This window comes from Trichlorobacter ammonificans (genome assembly GCF_933509905.1).
Classification (GTDB): Bacteria; Desulfobacterota; Desulfuromonadia; order Geobacterales; family Pseudopelobacteraceae; genus Trichlorobacter; species Trichlorobacter ammonificans.
Genome location: NZ_OW150024.1, coordinates 1,599,763 through 1,617,959, shown reverse-complemented (window position 1 = coordinate 1,617,959; position 18,197 = coordinate 1,599,763). Strand labels below are relative to the sequence as shown.

Genomic DNA, 18,197 nt, shown 5'->3' with positions numbered 1-18,197 from the left:
GTCTTCCATGTTGAAATCGTCAGGGGTGTTCATCATGGGCAGTATCGTTGTCGCCGCAGCCGTGGCACAGGGAGCGGAATTCGAGGTGCATCCCTCGCTGACCGTCAGCGAGGAGTACACCGACAATGTGTTCGAGAGCCGGACCAACCGCCTTTCCGACTTCATCACCCGCGCTCTGCCCGGAGTCAGTCTCAGCTACAAGGCGCCGGCCTTTACCGGTGATCTCAATTACCAGCTGGACTACCGGCATTACGCCAAAAAGCGGCGCGATGACGAGATCACCCACCTGCTGGCGGCAAAGGGCTACCTGGTGGCGGTCAACAATCTCCTGTATCTCGACGTGACGGACGACTACCAGCGGGTGTCGCTGGATGTTGCCCGGGACGTCAGCAAGGAAAGCCTCTTCCTGAACCAGTCCGACCGCAACGTTGTCGCGGCCTCCCCCTACTTCAAGCTGAACCTGACCGACAGGACGCTCCTTAAAACCGGGTACCGGTTCGTTGACACCCGCTACTTTGATTCACCGGCCATCAACAAGATGGACCATATCGGTTTTGCCGAGCTGACCCACGCCCTTTCCCAGGGACTGGAGCTGACTGCCGGCTACACCTTCACGCGGGAACTGGCCAATAACGACAACTTCAACCAACACCTGGCCTTCGGCGGATTTCGCTACGAATACGCTGAAAAGTCCTTCCTCTTTGCCCAGGGCGGGAACAGCTGGACCCGTTACGATCACAGCGACCAGCGCCTGAGCAGCGCTTTCTGGAATGCCGGCATCACGCACCAGGTCGACACGGTGACCGCCACGGTGACCACGGGCAAGCACTATGTCGAGGACCCGCTGCGCAACATCGTGCAGGAAACCTTTGTCACCGGTACCCTGGAAAAACGTTTCAAAAACGGCCTGGTCAGTATCGCGCCGATCTACTCGGAGTTCAAGCAGACGGAAACCGGCTCGATGCGGACGAAGAAGTACGGCGGTACTGCCCGGGGACAGTGCGAGCTCAGCAGCGACCTGAGCGGCACGCTCTCCTTTACCGCCGAGAAGTACGAACAGCCGCAACAGGGAAGCTACACGCGGCGTCTGCTGGCCAGCGCGGGGCTGAGCTACCTGCTGGCCGAACAGCTCACGCTGTCGCTCTCCTACTATTATGCGGATTACTACTCACCCGGGATCGCCACGGACAACTACCACGTCAACCGCGGGATCGTGGAGATCAGGAAAGTGTTCTGAGGTGCCGCCATGCTGAACGCCCTGACCATTGATGTGGAGGACTACTTCCACGTGACCGCATTCGAGCGGCAGATCCGGCCTGAGACCTGGGAAAACCATCCTCTGCGGGTCGGCGAGAACACGCGCCGTATTCTCGACATGCTGGACGAGTACGCCGTCACCGCCACCTTCTTCGTGCTGGGGTGGGTGGCCGAACGGATGCCGCACCTGGTGCGGGAGATCCGTCGGCGGGGGCATGAGATCGCCTGTCACGGCTACGCCCATCAACTGGTCTACCGGCAGACTCCGAGTGAATTCAGGGCCGATGTTTCCCGCGCCAAGCGGATTCTTGAGGATATCTGCGGCGAACAGGTGCACGGCTACCGTGCTCCCAGCTACTCGATCACGGCACAATCCCTCTGGGCCATGGATACGCTGCTGGAAGAGGGGTTTACCTACGACTCCAGCATCTTTCCGGTACGGCACGATCTGTACGGCATTCCGGGGGGCAAACGTTTTCCCCATCAAATTTCAACCCATGCCGGCGATATCCGGGAATTTCCCCTGTCCACCTACCAGGTGGGAAGCGGGAGGTGGAGCTACCACCTCCCGATCGCCGGCGGCGGCTACCTGCGGCTGTTTCCCGCAGCGCTGGTGACACGGGCGCTGCGGGAAATCAACGACCGGGAAGGGCAGCCGGTCATTGTCTACTTCCATCCCTGGGAGCTGGACCCCGGCCAGCCCCGCATCAGGGCCGGGGTCAGGTCGCGCTTCCGGCATTATCTGAACCTGGAGCGGATGGAGCTGAAGGTGCGTCACCTGCTGGACAATTTCCGCTTCACCACGGCTCGTACCGTTCTGAACCGCGCGGCAGCATGAGCGGACCCTCTGGTCCGCCGGAAACGGAGAGATGGCTATGGAGTGCAGCGCAGGCATCAGCGCCGACAGGCCGTCGGTGGTCATCGAACCCCGCAGGGGGCTTTTGCAGCTGGAACTGGGCAGTATCTGGCAGTACCGGGAACTGCTGTGCTTCCTGATCTGGCGGGATGTGCTGACCCGCTACAAGCAGACCGCCATCGGCGCGGCCTGGGTGGTGGTGCAGCCGTTAATCACCATGCTGATCTTTACCTTTGTCTTCAGCCGGCTGGCGAAGGTTCCCTCCGACGGCATCCCCTATCCGCTCTTCGCCTTTGCAGCCCTGCTGCCCTGGACCTATTTTTCCCAGGCCCTGGCCAAAACCTCCGGCAGCATCGTGAGCAACGCCAACCTGGTGACCAAGATCTACTTTCCCCGCCTGCTGATTCCCCTGGCAGCCGCCCTGGCGCCGGTGGTTGACTTGCTCTTCTCCTTCCTGGTGCTGCTGGTTCTGATGGGCTGGTACCGGGTCGTCCCTTCCGCTGGGCTGCTGCTGCTGCCGCTGTTTCTGATCCTGGCCCTTGTCACCGCCCTGGCGGTGGGGCTCTGCTCATCGGCCCTGAACGTCCGCTACCGGGACGTGGGCAGCATCATTCCCTTTGTGAGCCAGGTCTGGATGTACGTTTCGCCGGTAGCCTACCCGGTCAGCGCCGTGCCGGAACAATGGCGGCTGCTCTACAGCCTGAATCCGATGGTGGCGGTGATCGAGGGGTTCCGCTGGGCCCTGCTCGGCACGGCTCCCCCCGATCCCCTGCCGATGATGGTGAGTACCGCGGTTATCCTGCTGTTGTGCTTCGTCGGCATCATCTACTTCAAGAACATGGAACAATCCTTTGCCGACGTGATCTGAAACGACCACCGAGGTGGAGGGAGCGGACCCGGAAAGGTGCATCCACATGTCCCGTACGGCCATCAAAGCGGAAAACCTGTCCAAAAAGTACACTATCGCAGCGTCGTCGTCGCGGCATGATACCCTGGCCGACCAGCTTGCCGACCGCGTCCGGGGAATATTCCGCCGTGACGGCGGCGGGCGGAAACCGTCCGCCTTCTGGGCGGTGAAGGATGTCTCCTTCGAGATCGGCCAGGGCGAGGTGGTGGGGATCGTCGGCCACAACGGGGCCGGCAAAAGCACGCTGCTCAAGCTGCTTGCCCGCATTACGCCACCCACCGCCGGCAGGGCCGTCATCAACGGGCGGGTCGGGTCGTTGCTGGAAGTGGGCACCGGTTTTCATCCCGAGCTGTCCGGTCGTGAGAACATCTACTTAAACGGTGCGGTCATCGGCATGAAGCGGGAGGAGATCCGTCGCCGGTTCGATGCCATTGTCGAGTTCTCCGAGGTGGGCCGCTTCCTGGACATGCCGGTGAAACGGTACTCAAGCGGCATGTACGTCCGGCTGGCCTTTGCGGTTGCGGCGCACCTGGAACCGGAGATCCTGTTGGTGGATGAAGTACTGGCGGTTGGAGATATGGCGTTCCAGAAGAAATGCCTGGGCAGGATCGGTTCCGTGGCCCGTGGCGGGCAGACCGTCATCTTCATCAGCCACAACATGACCGCCGTGAACAGTCTCTGCGAGCGGGTGCTCTGGGTGAGCGGGGGCAGTGTCGTTGACGACGGGCCGGCGCGCCTGGTGGTGGGCCGGTACCTGGCCGCATCAACCGGTGCCGGACAGTTGAACGAAGAAGTATGGGAACGGCCGGAAGAAGGGCCGGGATGCGACGCGGTGCGCCTGCGGCGGCTGCGCTTGCGGCGCCGGGACGGCAACAGCGGGGAGCCGCTCACCATGGAGTCCCCCTTCCTGCTGGATATCGAGTTCTGGAACCTGGTGCCGGACAGTTGCCTGCATGTCACGGTGCATCTTGTCACTGCCGAGGGGATCGTCGCCTTTTCCACCGGCTGCGGTACCAGTCAACCGCTGCCGGCAGGGCTGTACCGCAGCACCGGCCATTTTCCGGGTGACCTGCTCAACAGCGGCATTCACCGCTTCACGGTCATTGTGGTGAAGGATTCCAGCACGGTGCTGTTCAAGTATGAAAGTCAGGTGCCGATCACCATCCTCGACCTGCGACAGCGGGAGGGAAGCTGCTACGGCCGGGAACCGGGCGTGGTGCAGCCCCGGCTGCACTGGGTCACCCGGTTGCTGGAACTGCCGGCCGATGCCGCCTGCCTGCCGGAGAGCGCCTGCTGTTCCGCGCTGGAGGAGGCGTCATGCTGAACCATGGTCCTGAGCACATCGTGGGCGGCATGTTCGGTCTCGCGGAACCGCTGCAACCGGCACCGGCGCCACCTCCTTTCCTCACCAAGGAAGCGATCCTGCTGGCAAACGGACGTTCCGGCATTGCGCTCGCCATCGAGCGGCTCGCTCCGGCCACGGTCTGGTTGCCGTCCTTTTTCTGCAACCACCTCCTGCAAACCATAGGCGAGGGGCGGACACCGGTAAGGCTCTACGGCATTGGCGCCGACCTGGCCCCCCGTGATTGGGAGTGGCTGGGCGACGTGTCGCCGGGGGACCTGGTGGTGGTGGTGGACTACTTCGGGTTCCCCTGCGATCCGGCGTGGCTGCAGCGGCTGCGCCGACGGGGTGCCGTCGTCCTGGAGGACGCTTCCCAGGCGTTGCTCAGCGATGGGGTGGGACGTTGCGCCGACTTGGTGCTGTACAGTCCCCGCAAGTTTGTCGGGGTTCCGGACGGCGGTATCCTGGTGCCGGTCAGGGGCAGGATCGCGTCGGATCAGCCGCTGGAGCCGGCTCCGGAGACCTGGTGGCTGACATGCCGGAGCGCCGCGCTGAAGCGCCGGGAGTTCGACCGCAGCGGCGGCGATCGGTACTGGTTCGAATTGTTCCGGCAGGCGGAGCAGGAAGGGCCGACGGGACCCTATGCCATGAGTGAACTTTCCCGTCAGTTGCTCTTCCAGGGGTTCGATTACGGGGAGATTGCGCGGCAACGGATCGCCAATTACCGCTACCTCGCCTCGCTTCTGGCGGACCTGGCGCTGTTTCCCGTTCTGCCCGACGGCGTTGTACCCCTCGGTTTTCCGGTCAGGGTGGGGCAGCGGGACCGCCTGCGGGAGGAGCTGTTCAGGCACGGCATCTATCCGCCGCTGCACTGGCCGCTGCAGGGGGTGGTGCCGGAGCGGTTCCGTGAGAGCCATCGGCTCTCGGCGGAGATCATGACCCTGCCCTGCGACCAGCGCTACGATCAGGATGACATGGCACGGATGGCGAACATCATCAACGGGCAACTGAAGCGTTGCTGACAACTGCCGGACGCAGTCCGGCAGCGGAAGGAAACCGTCATGGCTACAGAACAGCGTACAGCGGCATCCCCACACACGGGAAGAGAGACGGGCAGCCACCTGTTGGATCACCTGGTCCACGTAGCGTCGAAGCTGGGCATGGGTGAGCACCTGGCGAACCTCGCCAACGAGCTGATGGGCCGGGACGACGACGCCTGGGCGGACAGCGTGGCGCTGTCCTACGACTTCTCCCGGGCCCGCACCATCGTGGACGTCGGGGGAGGAACCGGAACCCTGATGACTGCCATTTTGCAGAACCATCCGGGTACCACCGGCATTATTTTCGATTCCCCCGCGGCTCTGGCCGCTACCGGTTCATACCTGCTGGCCCAGGGGGTCGCGGACCGCTGCCGGACAGTGGCGGGCGATATGTTCAGGAATGCGCCTCCAGCGGGAGGAGATATCTATATTCTCTCAAACATCCTGAGCGACTGGGAAGAGAGCCGTGCCCTGCAGATCCTGCGAGCCTGTTCCTCGATCATGGCGCCGGAGAGCAGGGTGCTGGTGATCGAGCGGCTCATGCCGCAACGGCAACCGGCAACGGCAACCGTTGCCGTCGGGGGAAGCGTGTCGCGTCGCATCCGCGGTTGGGATCGGACCGAAGCGGACTATCGACGGATGCTGGCCAAAGCATGGCTGCAGGTCAGGTCGCTGGTACCGTTTACCGTGCCCCGTACCATGGGCAGCATCGAGGGAACCATTATTGAAAGCAGGTTGCTGCGGGGGCAGGTGACCTGTACCGCCGACATCGACGACTATCCGCTGGCGGGCTTCCTCTGGCCCGTGTGTCTGACCTCGCCGGAGTTCGGCCACGCCGTTGCCTGAGCAGGGGAGGGGAGCACCATGAACGGTTTTTGCCATCCCGACTATGCCGGCTCCCTGGCGGAGTTCGGAACGCCGCGCCACCTGCCCGCCAGCGGCGGCTGGCTTCTGGAGCGCCCCATTGCGGGGTCGGATTACCGTGATGCCATGGGCTGCTACCCGCTGTTCGTTTGCCGCGATTGGGGGGGGCTAGCGGCGGACCTGGAGCCGCTGCGCCACGAGCTGGTCAGCCTGGCGCTGGTTACCGATCCTTTCGGGCAGTACGACGAAGCACTGCTGCACGGCTGCTTCGACGTAGTGATGCCGTTCAAACCGCACTTCGTTGCGGACCTGTCGCAGTCGATCACAACCATTGTCTCTTCCCATCATCGCTACTACGTCCGCAAGGCGCTCAAGAACGTCAGCATTGACATCTGCAAGGAGCCGATCCGCTATCTCGACGAGTGGACGGAACTGTACGGTAATCTTTCCAGAAAGTTCAATGTTCGGGGAATTCGGGCATTTTCACGTGATTCGTTCAAGAAGCAGTTGAGCATTCCCGGCGCGGTACTGTTTCGTGCCCTGTATCAGGGTACCGCGGTGGCGGCGCATTTGGTGATCGTGCAGGATGACATCTGCTACGGCCACCTGGTGGGCAGCAGTGAGCTGGATCAGCAGCTGCTGGCCGCCTACGCCCTGTACTGGAGCGAGATCGAGTACTTCTCCGGCAGGGCCCGCTGGTTCGACTGGGGGGCCGGGGCCGGAGTAGCCGCCGCCGACAACGGCCTGACCCGCTTCAAGAAGGGCTGGGCAACGGAGACCCGCATGACCTGGTTCTGCGGCAAAACCTGCAATCCGCAGCGATACGCCGAAATGGTTCAGGCGGCGGGATCTCCCGCAACCGGCTATTTCCCGGCCTACCGGGCGGGAGAATTCGGCTGAACGCCGGAGGAGATCATGTCCCTACGCAACCGCTGCATACCGCTTGACCGTCCGGACCAGTGGCGACAGGCCCTGGCAGGCATCAGCCACTCCTTCGGCCATACTTGGGAAAACTGCTATGCCATGTCGCTGACCACGGGGTTGCCCACCTATCTCTACTGTTTCGAATCGGATTCCGTGCGGATCGTCTGCCCGATCACGGAGCGACGGCATGCCGGTGTCACGGATATCGCCAAGCCGTTCGGTTTTTCCGGCTTTGTCGGAAACGGCGCCTGCCCGGAATTCGCGGCGTCCTGGAAGCTCTTCGCCCGGGAGCAGGGGTATGTCTGCGGTTATCTGGGACTCAATCCGTTACTGGATTACGGCGGTCACTTCGAGCCGGACGAGGTTTTCCCGTACGACACGGTGCACCTGCTGGACCTGCGCCTTGATTCCCGCAGCCTGTGGGAAAACCTCTCCAGCAACCGGAAGCGGCAGTTGCGAGGATGGGAAGAGCGCAGCGCCGGTTTCATCGTCGACACAACGGTACTTGCCGAGTTTTTCCTTGCCAATCACCGGCAGTTTTTCCAGAGCCGGGGAGCCGGGCAACAGTACCGTTTTTCCGATGAAACCCTTGCGTTTCTGTTCGGTCTGGACAGGGTCCTGCTGGTGGGGGCGGCCGGCGCCGGAGGGATCGAGGCGGTGTCGGTCTTCGCCTGGACGGACGATGTCGGGGAATACCTGTTCAACGTGTCGCTCCCCGGCGGCAAGGACCATGGCGCCGACCTGATCTGGTACGGCGCGACCCGGCTCAGGGAGCTGGGGATACCGCTTTTCAACCTGGGGGGCGGCAGCGGTGGCGTCGGGGAGTCCAAACGGCGCTACGGCGGCAGGGAGCTGCCCCTGCGTTGTATCAAGCAGATATACGATCACGGACGCTATGCCCGCCTGTGCCGGGAACTGGATATTGATCCGGAGGAACGGACCGGCTATTTCCCGGCCTATCACGCTGCGGTCTGAATCACAAGGAGGGTACCATGCACGAACCGGTTTACCTGCGGGCACTTGAGTCGTCCGACGTTGCCCTGGTCCACACGTGGCATAACGACAGAAACCTGTATGAACTGCTGGGAGGCCCATTTCATTTTGTCAGCCGCCATGCGGTGGAAACCTGGCTTGACCGCAAGACATGCTATGCAGCGCCTTCCGATGAAATCAGTCTTGCAATCTGTGTTGTGTCGTCAGACAAGCATGTCGGTAACATTTATCTCAGGCATATCGATTGGATAGCACGTCATGCCGAGATGCAGGTACTGATTGGTGACACCAGAGAGCGCTCAAAGGGGTACGGCTCGTCCGCCCTAAGGCAGATACTTGCGTATGCCTTCAATGACCTTGGACTCAACAGGATTTATCTGTACGTCCTGACCGACAACAAGGTGGCGATTGCTTCCTATGAAAGAATGGGGTTCTGTGTGGAGGGCACGCTAAGAAGTCATGTGTTTAAACAAGGTGGCTGGAAAGATGCTCTGCAGATGGGGATTTGTGCGGCGGATTTTACCGCGACGGTAAACAGTCACTAACATCGTGCAAGCTTATGCTTCAAGACAAAGGAGAATCATATGCTGCAACGAATCAAACGCCACATGCCGGAATCCATAAAAAAACCAATCAGGCAAGTAGTTACAGCTTTTGATAAGCCGGAGCTTCCTTACCTCGAGCTACACCTGGCAGACCACTGCAATCTGGGCTGCAAAAGTTGCGGTCACTTCAGCCCCATTGCAACGCCAACGTTTGCTGATATCGATCAATATCAGCTGGATATGAAAAGGCTGCGTAAGCTTTTTCGCAACATTACAACAATTCGGCTCCTGGGAGGTGAACCTCTTCTACATCCCCAGCCAGACTCGTTTATTGCGATTGCACGAGAGACGTTTCCTCTGGCGAATATCAGAGTTGTTACAAACGGCATCCTCCTGAGCAAAGCGTCTGACAGGTTTTGGACAACATGCCGTGAGACGAAAACCGCTATCGACTTAACGGTGTATCCCCCACTGCGGTCGCAGCTCGCGGGTTTGAAAACGTTGTGCGCATTAAAGGGGGTTTCGCTGAACCCTAGTGAAGTAACGCACTTTTCAGCCTTCATGAACTTGCATGGCACGTCTGATGAAAGGGAGGCTTTTTTGTACTGCCGAAGCATTGGTTCCTGCCCATTCCTCCGGAACGGGCATCTGTATCCATGTGGTATTCCAGCGTTAATTCACCATTTTAACAAACACTTTGACTACCATATTCCCTCGGATAAGGGGATTGATATACATGCGAGCTTTCTCTCGGGACGAAAAGTTTTAGAGCTGCTTGGCAGGCCGATTTCAAGCTGCAAGTATTGCACATCCGAAAACGTGGAGTTCCCTTGGAGCACGTGTGGCAAGGGGCCTGAAGAATGGGACGCGTACGCCCAAAAGGAGTTGCTTGGACGCCAATGCTAGACTGGTGACTGGAGGGATGAGTATGAAAACGAATTCCGATGATCTGGCTATTTACGGCGCAGCCCCTGCTTTCCATGAAACCCTGCATGTTGGACGTCCCAATATCGGCGACCGTAAGCGGTTTTACGAGCGGATCGACGACATGCTGAACCGCCGGTGGCTCAGCAACAACGGACCCTACGTGCAGGAGTTCGAGCAGCGGGTCGCGGAGATGATCGGGGTGCGACACTGCATTGCCATGTGCAACGGCACCATTGCCCTTGAAATCGCAATCCGCGCTCTGGAACTGAAGGGGGAGGTGATTCTGCCCTCCTTCACCTTCGTGGCCACGGCCCATGCGCTGCAATGGCAGGAGATTACCCCGGTCTTCTGCGACGTCGATCCGGCAACCCATACCATCGATCCGGCCTGCATCGAGAAAATGATTACTCCCCGCACCACCGGCATCATCGGGGTGCATGTCTGGGGTCGCCCGTGCGCTATCGAGGCTTTGGAACAGATTGCCGGAAAGCACCGCCTGAAGCTGCTCTTCGATGCTGCGCACGGATTCGGCTGCTCCCGCGGCGGACGGATGTTGGGCAGTTTCGGCAATGCCGAGGTGTTCAGTTTTCATCCCACCAAATTCTTCAATACCGGTGAAGGGGGCGCCATTGCCACCAATGACGACGCCCTGGCCCAGAAGATCCGGCTGATGAAAAACTTCGGGTTTTCCGGCAAGCATGACGACGTCATCTACGTCGGTACCAACGGCAAGATGAGTGAACTGTCGGCGCTCACCGGCCTGACGAACCTGGAAAGCATTGCTCAGTTCATCGCGGTGAACTGCGAAAATTACGAGACCTACCGCGAAGAGCTGGCCGGACTGCCGGGAATCAGTCTTATCAGCTACGACCAGCAGGAGAAGTGCAATTACCAGTACGTGGTGCTGGAGATTGACGAGCAGGTCACCGGCATCGGCCGGGACCGGCTGGTGGAGATTCTGCGCGCCGAGAATGTGCTGGCCCGTCGCTATTTCTATCCCGGCTGTCACCGCATGGAACCGTACCGCTCCTACTTTCCCAATGCCGGCCTGCTGCTGCCGCACACGGAGCGTCTGACCACACGGGTGCTCTCACTCCCTACCGGCACAGCCGTCAGTCAGGAGGATATCCGGGAAATCTGCCGGATCATCCGTATCGCCCTGTCACAGCGTCCCGAAGAGTACGACCGGCTGAACGGTTCCCTGGCCGTGGCGTCCCAAGCAGGAGATCCGCCGCAGCATCTGCCGGTGTTTATGAAAGGCTGACGCCGGTTCCACGTCCAGCGCCGTGCGGCGGAACCGGAACAGGGCACTGTAAGAAATTGCGGCGCAGAACGTCGGCTTTCCTGCCGAAACCGGGGAAACACCGGAGCAATGGTGCCGTCAACGCCAGTAACGGCGGTGGGTTGGTGCACGGCACGAATACTGCGGGGCAACGGGTGTGGCGACGTGTGGTGGGGTGTTCCATGCTGATCAGGGTCAGATATACCGACAACCGTTACGACATGGTCCGTCCCGAGGTTCTTGACCGGCTGCTGGAGCGGGGAGCAGTCGCCGAATTCAAGCGCCGGGACGGCTGGGTGTCAGGCAGCGCTGCTGCAGTCCGCGGTACCGCCGGTGTCCCCTATGCGGGGCCGGAGCGGCGGGGAGCCTCCCCTGCCGGTGATCGTCCGTCGGACGGCAGGAGCAGATGAGGTTCCGACATGAAAACGTTATCCCGTATCCGACAAGTGGTTGTCCGCACGTTTCTTCCGATGTTGGTAGTGCTGCTCTGCATGGCGCCGTCCGCTGTCAGGGGGGCAACGCCACAGCCGCTGGTCGCCGTCCATGTTTCGGAGCTGACCCAGGCGCTGGAAACCATGCCGTCAGTGCCGCCGAGTCCCAGTGGTGCCGGCACCACCGGTTACCAGTGGTGGTATACCACTTGGCGGTATTTCGTTGCCGCCGAGTCCCTCAAGGAGGCCCTCGCCTCGGACGGTACCCCCTACGTGACGGTGAGCGATGCCGACATCACCGCCGGCAAGCTGCGCAACGCCGACGGCACGCCGCGGTACCCGATCCTGATCAGCCTGGCCGCCGAGGCGATCGACGACAGCCAGATAACGCCGCTACGGGAGTATGTCAATGCCGGCGGCTTCCTGCTGGTGGGCTCATCCTCCTTTACCCGCCGACCGGATGGTTCGTACCGTGGGAATTTCGTCCTGTCGACGGAAATGGGGGTGAAGATGACCTACTCCAGCCCCAGCAGCAGCAACGACTGGAACTGGTACGGCAACTCCCGGCTCACCAAGGCGACCGACCATCGCCTGACCAGCCATATCCCCAGTGGTACCCTGATCTGGGGGGCTCCCTTCAGCGTCTCGGAGACTCCCTGGGGCGTTTCGCCGCAGCATCCGGTCCACCAGATGCATCTGGCCTGGCGGGTGACCGGCAACGGCGCCACGGTGCTGGCCAACGGTATTGTCGGACCGCTCTGGACGGTGAACCCCTACGGTGCCGGACAGATTCTGTTCAATGGACAAATGCAGCCTCTCATCGGCCACGGGGCCAGCGATCCGACCATGTACTCTTACGTTTTTTTTCGCCGGGCCATCGAGTGGGCCTTCGAGTCGTTCAAGTTGCCGCTGGTCAGGCTCAGTCCCTGGCGGTATCCCTACGATGCCGCGTTCATGGTGCGTCATGATTTTGAAAACAGCCAGTCCAGCATCCGAGCCATTGAATCCTCGGCCCAGTTCGAAAAGTCGTTGGGGGCCAAGGGGGATTACTACTTCTGCACCGGTACGCTCCGGGACGAGATGGGGGCGGATGCCGCAGTGGTCGCCAGCCTGCGTTCTGCCGTTTCAAACTACGGCGCCACCATCGGTTCCCACAATGGTGGGCTGAAGAATCCGGTGAACGGCAGCCTGGTGCAGAGCGACTACGACTACTGGCACTGGGGGCCGGACGAGGCGCTGGATGTGACACCCAGCGGCTATGCAAGCGGCACGGCCTATGCCACCGCCTCGCTCCTGAAATCCTTCACCGACATCGAGGGCTGGCTGAGCGGGCTCGACAACGGACGGAGCGGTTGCGGTGCCCTCAAGAACTGCCCGCGAACTTGGGCGTCGCCGTACTTCAACGCTACCCGCGAAGCATCCCGGGGCATGTTGGAGCAGTTGAATCTTGTGGTGGTGGGAGAGCAGAAACTCGGTCCGTTCCCGGCCAGGACCATTTCCTATACAACCGCCGGTAAACGTTTCTCGCCCGTCAGCCTGCCGGTCAGCGACTGGTTCGTCGGCGTCCTGGTGGCCCAGAGCACGGAGGGGCACACGGTCAGTTCTATTCGGGCCGGTATTGATTTCTATTACAATCTCGGTGCGCTGATCAATTTCTATACTCATCAACCATCGAGCAGCGGTGGGATTGAGCAGGAGTATATCACATACGGCATGACCAAGACGCGCATCTGGTCCGGCAACGCCGTGGAGGTGAGTGACTGGTGGCGTCTGCGCGCAGCGGTCAGTGTCACGCCGACCGCGACCACCACCTCCGACAGTTACGTGATCAACGCCACCGTCAGTGGGGCAACTGATCCGGATACGGCCGTGGAGCTGGCCATTCCGTCGGGCTATAGCGGCACTCCCCTGATTTACCTGAACGGACAGCCCGCAGCTGCAACTGAATACCGGACCACCACCGGCGGCGTGAAAATCCGGGTGGGCAACTCCGTCACGCTCGTTCGGGTCCAGAATACCCTCAACCAGGCACCGGTAGCCGTTGCCGACAGTTACAGCACCAACCAGAACACCGCGTTGACCGTGGCTGCCCCCGGCCTGCTGGCCAATGACAGCGATCCCGAGGGCAGCACTCTGACCGCCCAGAAGGTAACGAACCCCTCCCACGGCACCCTGAGCCTGAACAGCAACGGCTCCTTCACCTACACACCCACCACCGGCTACAGCGGCAGCGACAGCTTCACCTACCGGGCCAGCGACGGGCCCCTCACCTCGGCCATTACCACGGTATCCATCGCCGTGAAGGCAAATCAGGCACCGGTAGCCGTTGCCGACAGTTACAGCACCAACCAGAACACTGCGTTGACCGTGGCTGCCCCCGGGCTGCTGGCCAACGACAGCGACCCGGAAGGAAGTGCGCTGACCGCCCAGAAGGTAACGAACCCCTCCCACGGCACCCTGAGCCTGAACAGCAACGGCTCCTTCACCTACACACCCACCACCGGCTACAGCGGCAGCGACAGCTTCACCTACCGGGTCAGCGACGGTTCCCTCACTTCAAGTGCCGCAACGGTGTCGTTAACGGTCATTGCCGTGAACCAGGCACCGGTGGCAGTGAACGACAGTTACAGCACCAACCAGAACACTGCGTTGACCGTGGCTGCCCCCGGGCTGCTGGCCAACGACAGCGACCCGGAAGGAAGCGCGCTGACCGCCCAGAAGGTAACGAACCCCTCCCACGGCACCCTGAGCCTGAACAGCAACGGCTCCTTCACCTACACACCCACCACCGGCTACAGCGGCAGCGACAGCTTCACCTACCGGGTCAGCGACGGGTCCCTCACTTCAAGTGCCGCAACGGTGTCGTTAACGGTCATTGCCGTGAACCAGGCACCGGTAGCCGTTGCCGACAGTTACAGCACCAACCAGAACACCGCGTTGACCGTGGCTGCCCCCGGGCTGCTGGCCAACGACAGCGACCCGGAAGGAAGTGCGCTGACCGCCCAGAAGGTAACGAACCCCTCCCACGGCACCCTGAGCCTGAACAGCAACGGCTCCTTCACCTACACACCCACCACCGGCTACAGCGGCAGCGACAGCTTCACCTACCGGGTCAGCGACGGTTCCCTCACTTCAAGTGCCGCAACGGTGTCGTTAACGGTCATTGCCGTGAACCAAGCACCGGTGGCGGTGAACGACAGTTACAGCACCAACCAGAACACCGCGTTGACCGTGGCTGCTCCCGGCCTGCTGGTCAATGACAGCGATCCCGAGGGAAGTACGCTAACCGCCCAGCTGGTGAGCGGCCCGTCCTACGGCACTCTGAGTCTGAACAGCAACGGCTCCTTCACCTACACACCCACTACCGGCTACAGCGGCAGCGACAGCTTCACCTACAAGATAAGTGACGGCTCACTCACCTCAGAGAGCGCGACAGTGTCGATCACGGTGATTCCGGTGAGCAGCAGCCTGTTCTCCGATGATTTCACCCGTACCCCCGGCCAGGTGAATCCGTTGCTTCCCTGGACTGTTCAGGCAGGGACCTGGTCCGTCGACGGTAACGGGGTCCTGAGAGGCAGTGGCGCAACGATGAACTACGGCTACCTCTACACGGTGCCCGATCCCGAGTGGCGCAATTACAGTGTTGAAGCCCAGTTCCAGTTTCCGTCAGGAGCCTTCGGCGGCGGCATTGGCGGAAAGCTCAATCCGGGCACCGGTGAGCACTATGGCGCCTGGATCTACCCGGACGGTTCCATCGGCGGCTCCAACACGCTCAAGCTGGTGAAGTTCCGCAGCTGGACCGGCTGGAGCGGCACCCCCATGGGACAGGTGAACCTCTCCAGTGTCGGCACCGGGTGGCACACCGTAAAGCTGGTGTTCAGCGGCACCAGAATCCAGGTCTATTATGATGACACGTTGAAGATCGACGTGACCGACAATAACTTCGATTCCCGTGCTCCCTACGGCACCGGCGGCATCAGCGTGGACAGCTGGACCTACACCGGCAGCTATACCATGGGGGTGGATAACGTGGTGGTGAGTGCGACGCAATGAACAGGACCTTCAGAAATCTCGACCGGAACCACTTCTTCTACAGTACCTTCCTGCGGCGCAAGATCATGGCGGCACGGGAGCGGTCGACGCCGGAAGAGCTGGTGAGAAGAATCATGCTGCTGGCCCGCTTTGCCTGGCGCAATCACCCCGGCTATTACTGTGATGGTCGGATTGAAAATTTGCTCTTTGATTTTGGCTTGAATCTGAACAGTTATCTGAAGATAGGTGAAGTGTTTGATGAGGGATCTGCCCTGTTGCCGGAGGACGGGCGGATCTCGACCATTCACGTGGCAACGGAGGTCTGTCAGGTGGGGGGGCACACCCGTATCCTGTACCAACTGGTGCGGCGCCATGGTGACCCGAATCAGGTGATCCTGCTCACCGGGCAACGCCATGAGAAGGTTCCCCGCTGGTTTCGGGACGGAATCGGCGATACGCCGCTGATTACCCTTGATCCGGCTGATTCCGTTTTCAAACGGGCTGCCCTGTTGCGCAGGCTCGCCGTCCGGGCCGGCAGCGTGCTGCTCTACCATCACCCCTGGGACGCCGTACCGGTTATTGCCCTGGCCACTGCCGAGAATCCGCCGGTAGTCCTTGAAAACCACGCCCATTCCTGGTTCTGGCTGGGGGCCTCCGTTGCCGACCTGGTGGTTGCCCACTCGGCATTTCATACACGCTTCACGCAGATGAACCGGCCGGTACGGCAGGTTCACTGTTTTCCCTTTACACAGCTGGAAGACCTGGGACCGGCGGCCACGGCAGCGGACAAGGCGCGGGCCCGGGAGCGGCTGGGCATTCCGGCCGACTGCGTCTGCCTGATCACCGTCGGTACCGCCGAGAAGTTCATTCCCAATGACCGGTACAACTTCCATGTCACTGCCCACAGAATCCTGGAGCGGTTCAGCCGGGCGCGGATCTACGTCATCGGCACCTCCCGCGATGAGCGCTACCCGCTGGATACGGAGCGGATCAACTATCTGGGGTACCTGGAGGATCCGGCCGATTACTACCGGGCAGCCGATATCTGCCTGGATGCGCTGCCGCAGCCGTCGCTGGGCGCCACCCTGTATGCAACCCTGATCGGCATGGCCTGTCCTCTTTACAAGTACGGGAAGGTCAGCATCTTCAACAGCCTGAACTTTCTTGAAGCCGGTCTCTACCGACGGTACGTGGGACAGCCGGAGACCGAGGAGGCCTATCTGGAGCGGCTTGCGTACCTGATCGAGCATCCCGGGGTCAGAACGCGGATTGCCGCCGAGATCAGGCAGGAATATCTCGCGCTCTACTCGCGGGAGCAGGTTGCCGGCAACCTTGAGCGGTTATTCGAAGTTGCCGGGCGCCTGCATCATGCGCCGGCCAGGCTGCCGGAACCGTCCATTCTGCGTGACGAAGACAGCGCCGAAATCGCCGACGCCGGCAGCCTGCAGGATATCCGGGGCAGTCTGCAGTTCTTCGACGGCTTCTACAAGGCCGGGGAAAAGGTTGATCTGCTGGCGCGCCTGGTGCTCAAGCCGTCCTTCACCGTGGAGGTCCTGAAGCTCATGGCGACGACGCTGGCCCGGAAAGCACAGTCGCTGATCGCATATTCTGGGAAAGGCAGGGAACCCTATGGCTCGACTGATTGCGTTTTATCTGCCCCAGTACCACCCCATTCCGGAAAATGACCGCTGGTGGGGCACGGGATTCACCGAGTGGACCAACACCGGCAAGGCCCGGCCCCTGTTTCCCGGACACTACCAGCCCCATGTGCCGGCAGACCTGGGGTACTACGACCTGCGGGTGCCGGAAACGCGCGTCGCCCAGGCCGTGATGGCACGGGACACCGGTATCGAGGCATTCTGCTATTATCATTACTGGTTTGCGGGCAAGCGGATTCTGGAACGACCGCTCAATGAGGTGGTGCGGTCGGGAGAGCCCGACTATCCGTTTTGCCTCTGTTGGGCCAACCAGACCTGGACCGGTATCTGGCACGGCAGCCCCAACAAAATCCTGATCGAGCAGACCTATCCGGGAGAAGCCGATTACCGGGCACACTTCCGTGAGCTGCTGCCACTCTTTCGCGACAATCGTTACCTGAAGGTTGACGGAAAGCCGCTGTTTGTCGTCTACCGCCCCGGAGACATCCCGGACCCCCTCGGGTTCACCCGCTTCTGGCAGCAGTTGGCCCGGGAATCCGGTCTGCCGGGACTGCACCTGGTGGCCACCATCCACGGCAGGCGCACCTGGGATTTTCGTCGGCACGGCTTTGATGCCGCCGTGATGCAGTATCTTCCCCCCCTGCGTTCCGCCGGGTACGTTTCCTGGCGGTCGCCGTTCAGAAAACTTCGTCACCTCTATCAGGAAAGGACCGGCAAGCCGACGGTCTACCGCTACGGCGACGTCATGCTGGACATGCTTCCCGATGCCGGAGGCGATGCCGCCCTGTACCCCTGCCTTATCCCCAACTGGGACAATACTCCCCGCAGCGGGAAGAACGGGTTGGTACTGCATGATTCCAGCCCGGAGCTGTTCAGGATCCAACTGAGACGAGCACTGGACCTGACGGCCCGCGTTCCGGACGATCAGGCCGTTGTTTTTATCAAATCCTGGAATGAATGGGCGGAGGGGAACTATCTCGAACCGGATTTACGGTTCGGTAAAGCCTACCTCGATGTGATCAGGGAGGAAATTTATTCCTGACGCACTTGCAGTGTTCCGGTTTGGTGGTATTAATAACAAGTTAGGCACGAATCGCGCCGGAGACAGAGCATTGTTCCCGACAGCACGGCCCGCCGGA

General features: G+C 61.1%; 15 protein-coding genes. All 15 read left to right on the top strand.

The features are described from left to right. The first annotated feature begins 7 nt into the window (after positions 1–7). The 15 genes from RAK07_RS07365 to RAK07_RS07295 all read left to right on the top strand — a co-directional run bounded on the left by RAK07_RS07365 (position 8) and on the right by RAK07_RS07295 (position 18,100). Positions 8–1,237: a TIGR03016 family PEP-CTERM system-associated outer membrane protein gene (locus RAK07_RS07365; protein WP_305732188.1), complete on the top strand. Its 1,230-nt coding sequence runs from the start codon at positions 8–10 to the stop codon at positions 1,235–1,237. 9 nt (positions 1,238–1,246) lie between these two features. Next, on the top strand, positions 1,247–2,095 hold the full coding sequence (locus tag RAK07_RS07360; RefSeq protein WP_305732187.1) for an XrtA system polysaccharide deacetylase: 849 nt from the start codon (positions 1,247–1,249) through the stop codon (positions 2,093–2,095). Between the two features lie 37 nt (positions 2,096–2,132). Next, positions 2,133–2,981 (top strand): ABC transporter permease, encoded by an 849-nt coding sequence (locus RAK07_RS07355; RefSeq protein ID WP_305732186.1) that lies wholly within the window; start codon positions 2,133–2,135, stop codon positions 2,979–2,981. Positions 2,982–3,027: 46 nt separating this feature from the next. Continuing rightward, positions 3,028–4,344 carry an ABC transporter ATP-binding protein gene (locus tag RAK07_RS07350; RefSeq protein ID WP_305732185.1) on the top strand — a complete coding sequence of 439 codons (1,317 nt, stop codon included), beginning with the start codon at positions 3,028–3,030 and terminating at the stop codon, positions 4,342–4,344. Beyond that, the gene (locus tag RAK07_RS07345) at positions 4,338–5,384 is read left to right on the top strand and encodes a DegT/DnrJ/EryC1/StrS family aminotransferase (protein ID WP_305732184.1); all 1,047 of its coding nucleotides are present in this window, start codon (positions 4,338–4,340) and stop codon (positions 5,382–5,384) included. Before RAK07_RS07350 ends, RAK07_RS07345 begins: the two co-directional genes overlap by 7 nt. Before the next feature lie 39 nt (positions 5,385–5,423). Further along, on the top strand, positions 5,424–6,248 hold the full coding sequence (locus tag RAK07_RS07340) for a methyltransferase (RefSeq protein ID WP_305732183.1): 825 nt from the start codon (positions 5,424–5,426) through the stop codon (positions 6,246–6,248). Positions 6,249–6,266: 18 nt separating this feature from the next. Then, positions 6,267–7,166 carry a GNAT family N-acetyltransferase gene (locus RAK07_RS07335; protein WP_305732182.1) on the top strand — a complete coding sequence of 300 codons (900 nt, stop codon included), beginning with the start codon at positions 6,267–6,269 and terminating at the stop codon, positions 7,164–7,166. A gap of 15 nt (positions 7,167–7,181) precedes the next feature. After that, the gene (locus RAK07_RS07330) at positions 7,182–8,165 is read left to right on the top strand and encodes a hypothetical protein (RefSeq protein WP_305732181.1); all 984 of its coding nucleotides are present in this window, start codon (positions 7,182–7,184) and stop codon (positions 8,163–8,165) included. A 17-nt stretch (positions 8,166–8,182) separates the two neighbouring features. Further along, complete coding sequence (locus tag RAK07_RS07325) at positions 8,183–8,728, top strand: GNAT family N-acetyltransferase (protein WP_305732180.1); 546 nt, start codon at positions 8,183–8,185, stop codon at positions 8,726–8,728. Between the two features lie 39 nt (positions 8,729–8,767). After that, positions 8,768–9,634 carry a GTP 3',8-cyclase MoaA family protein gene (locus RAK07_RS07320; protein ID WP_305732179.1) on the top strand — a complete coding sequence of 289 codons (867 nt, stop codon included), beginning with the start codon at positions 8,768–8,770 and terminating at the stop codon, positions 9,632–9,634. 22 nt (positions 9,635–9,656) lie between these two features. Beyond that, entirely contained in the window at positions 9,657–10,919 is a 1,263-nt protein-coding gene (locus RAK07_RS07315) for a DegT/DnrJ/EryC1/StrS family aminotransferase (protein WP_305732178.1), read from the top strand. Positions 10,920–11,119: 200 nt separating this feature from the next. Continuing rightward, complete coding sequence (locus RAK07_RS07310) at positions 11,120–11,347, top strand: GSU3473 family protein (protein ID WP_305732177.1); 228 nt, start codon at positions 11,120–11,122, stop codon at positions 11,345–11,347. A gap of 9 nt (positions 11,348–11,356) precedes the next feature. Next, on the top strand, positions 11,357–15,421 hold the full coding sequence (locus tag RAK07_RS07305; protein WP_305732176.1) for a cadherin-like domain-containing protein: 4,065 nt from the start codon (positions 11,357–11,359) through the stop codon (positions 15,419–15,421). Continuing rightward, positions 15,418–17,085, top strand: a complete 1,668-nt coding sequence (locus tag RAK07_RS07300) for a glycosyltransferase family protein (protein WP_305732175.1) — start codon at positions 15,418–15,420, stop codon at positions 17,083–17,085. Before RAK07_RS07305 ends, RAK07_RS07300 begins: the two co-directional genes overlap by 4 nt. Further along, a complete protein-coding gene (locus tag RAK07_RS07295) occupies positions 17,030–18,100 on the top strand; it encodes a glycosyltransferase WbsX family protein (protein ID WP_305732174.1) in 1,071 nt (356 codons plus the stop codon). Before RAK07_RS07300 ends, RAK07_RS07295 begins: the two co-directional genes overlap by 56 nt. The last annotated feature ends 97 nt before the right edge of the window (positions 18,101–18,197 follow it).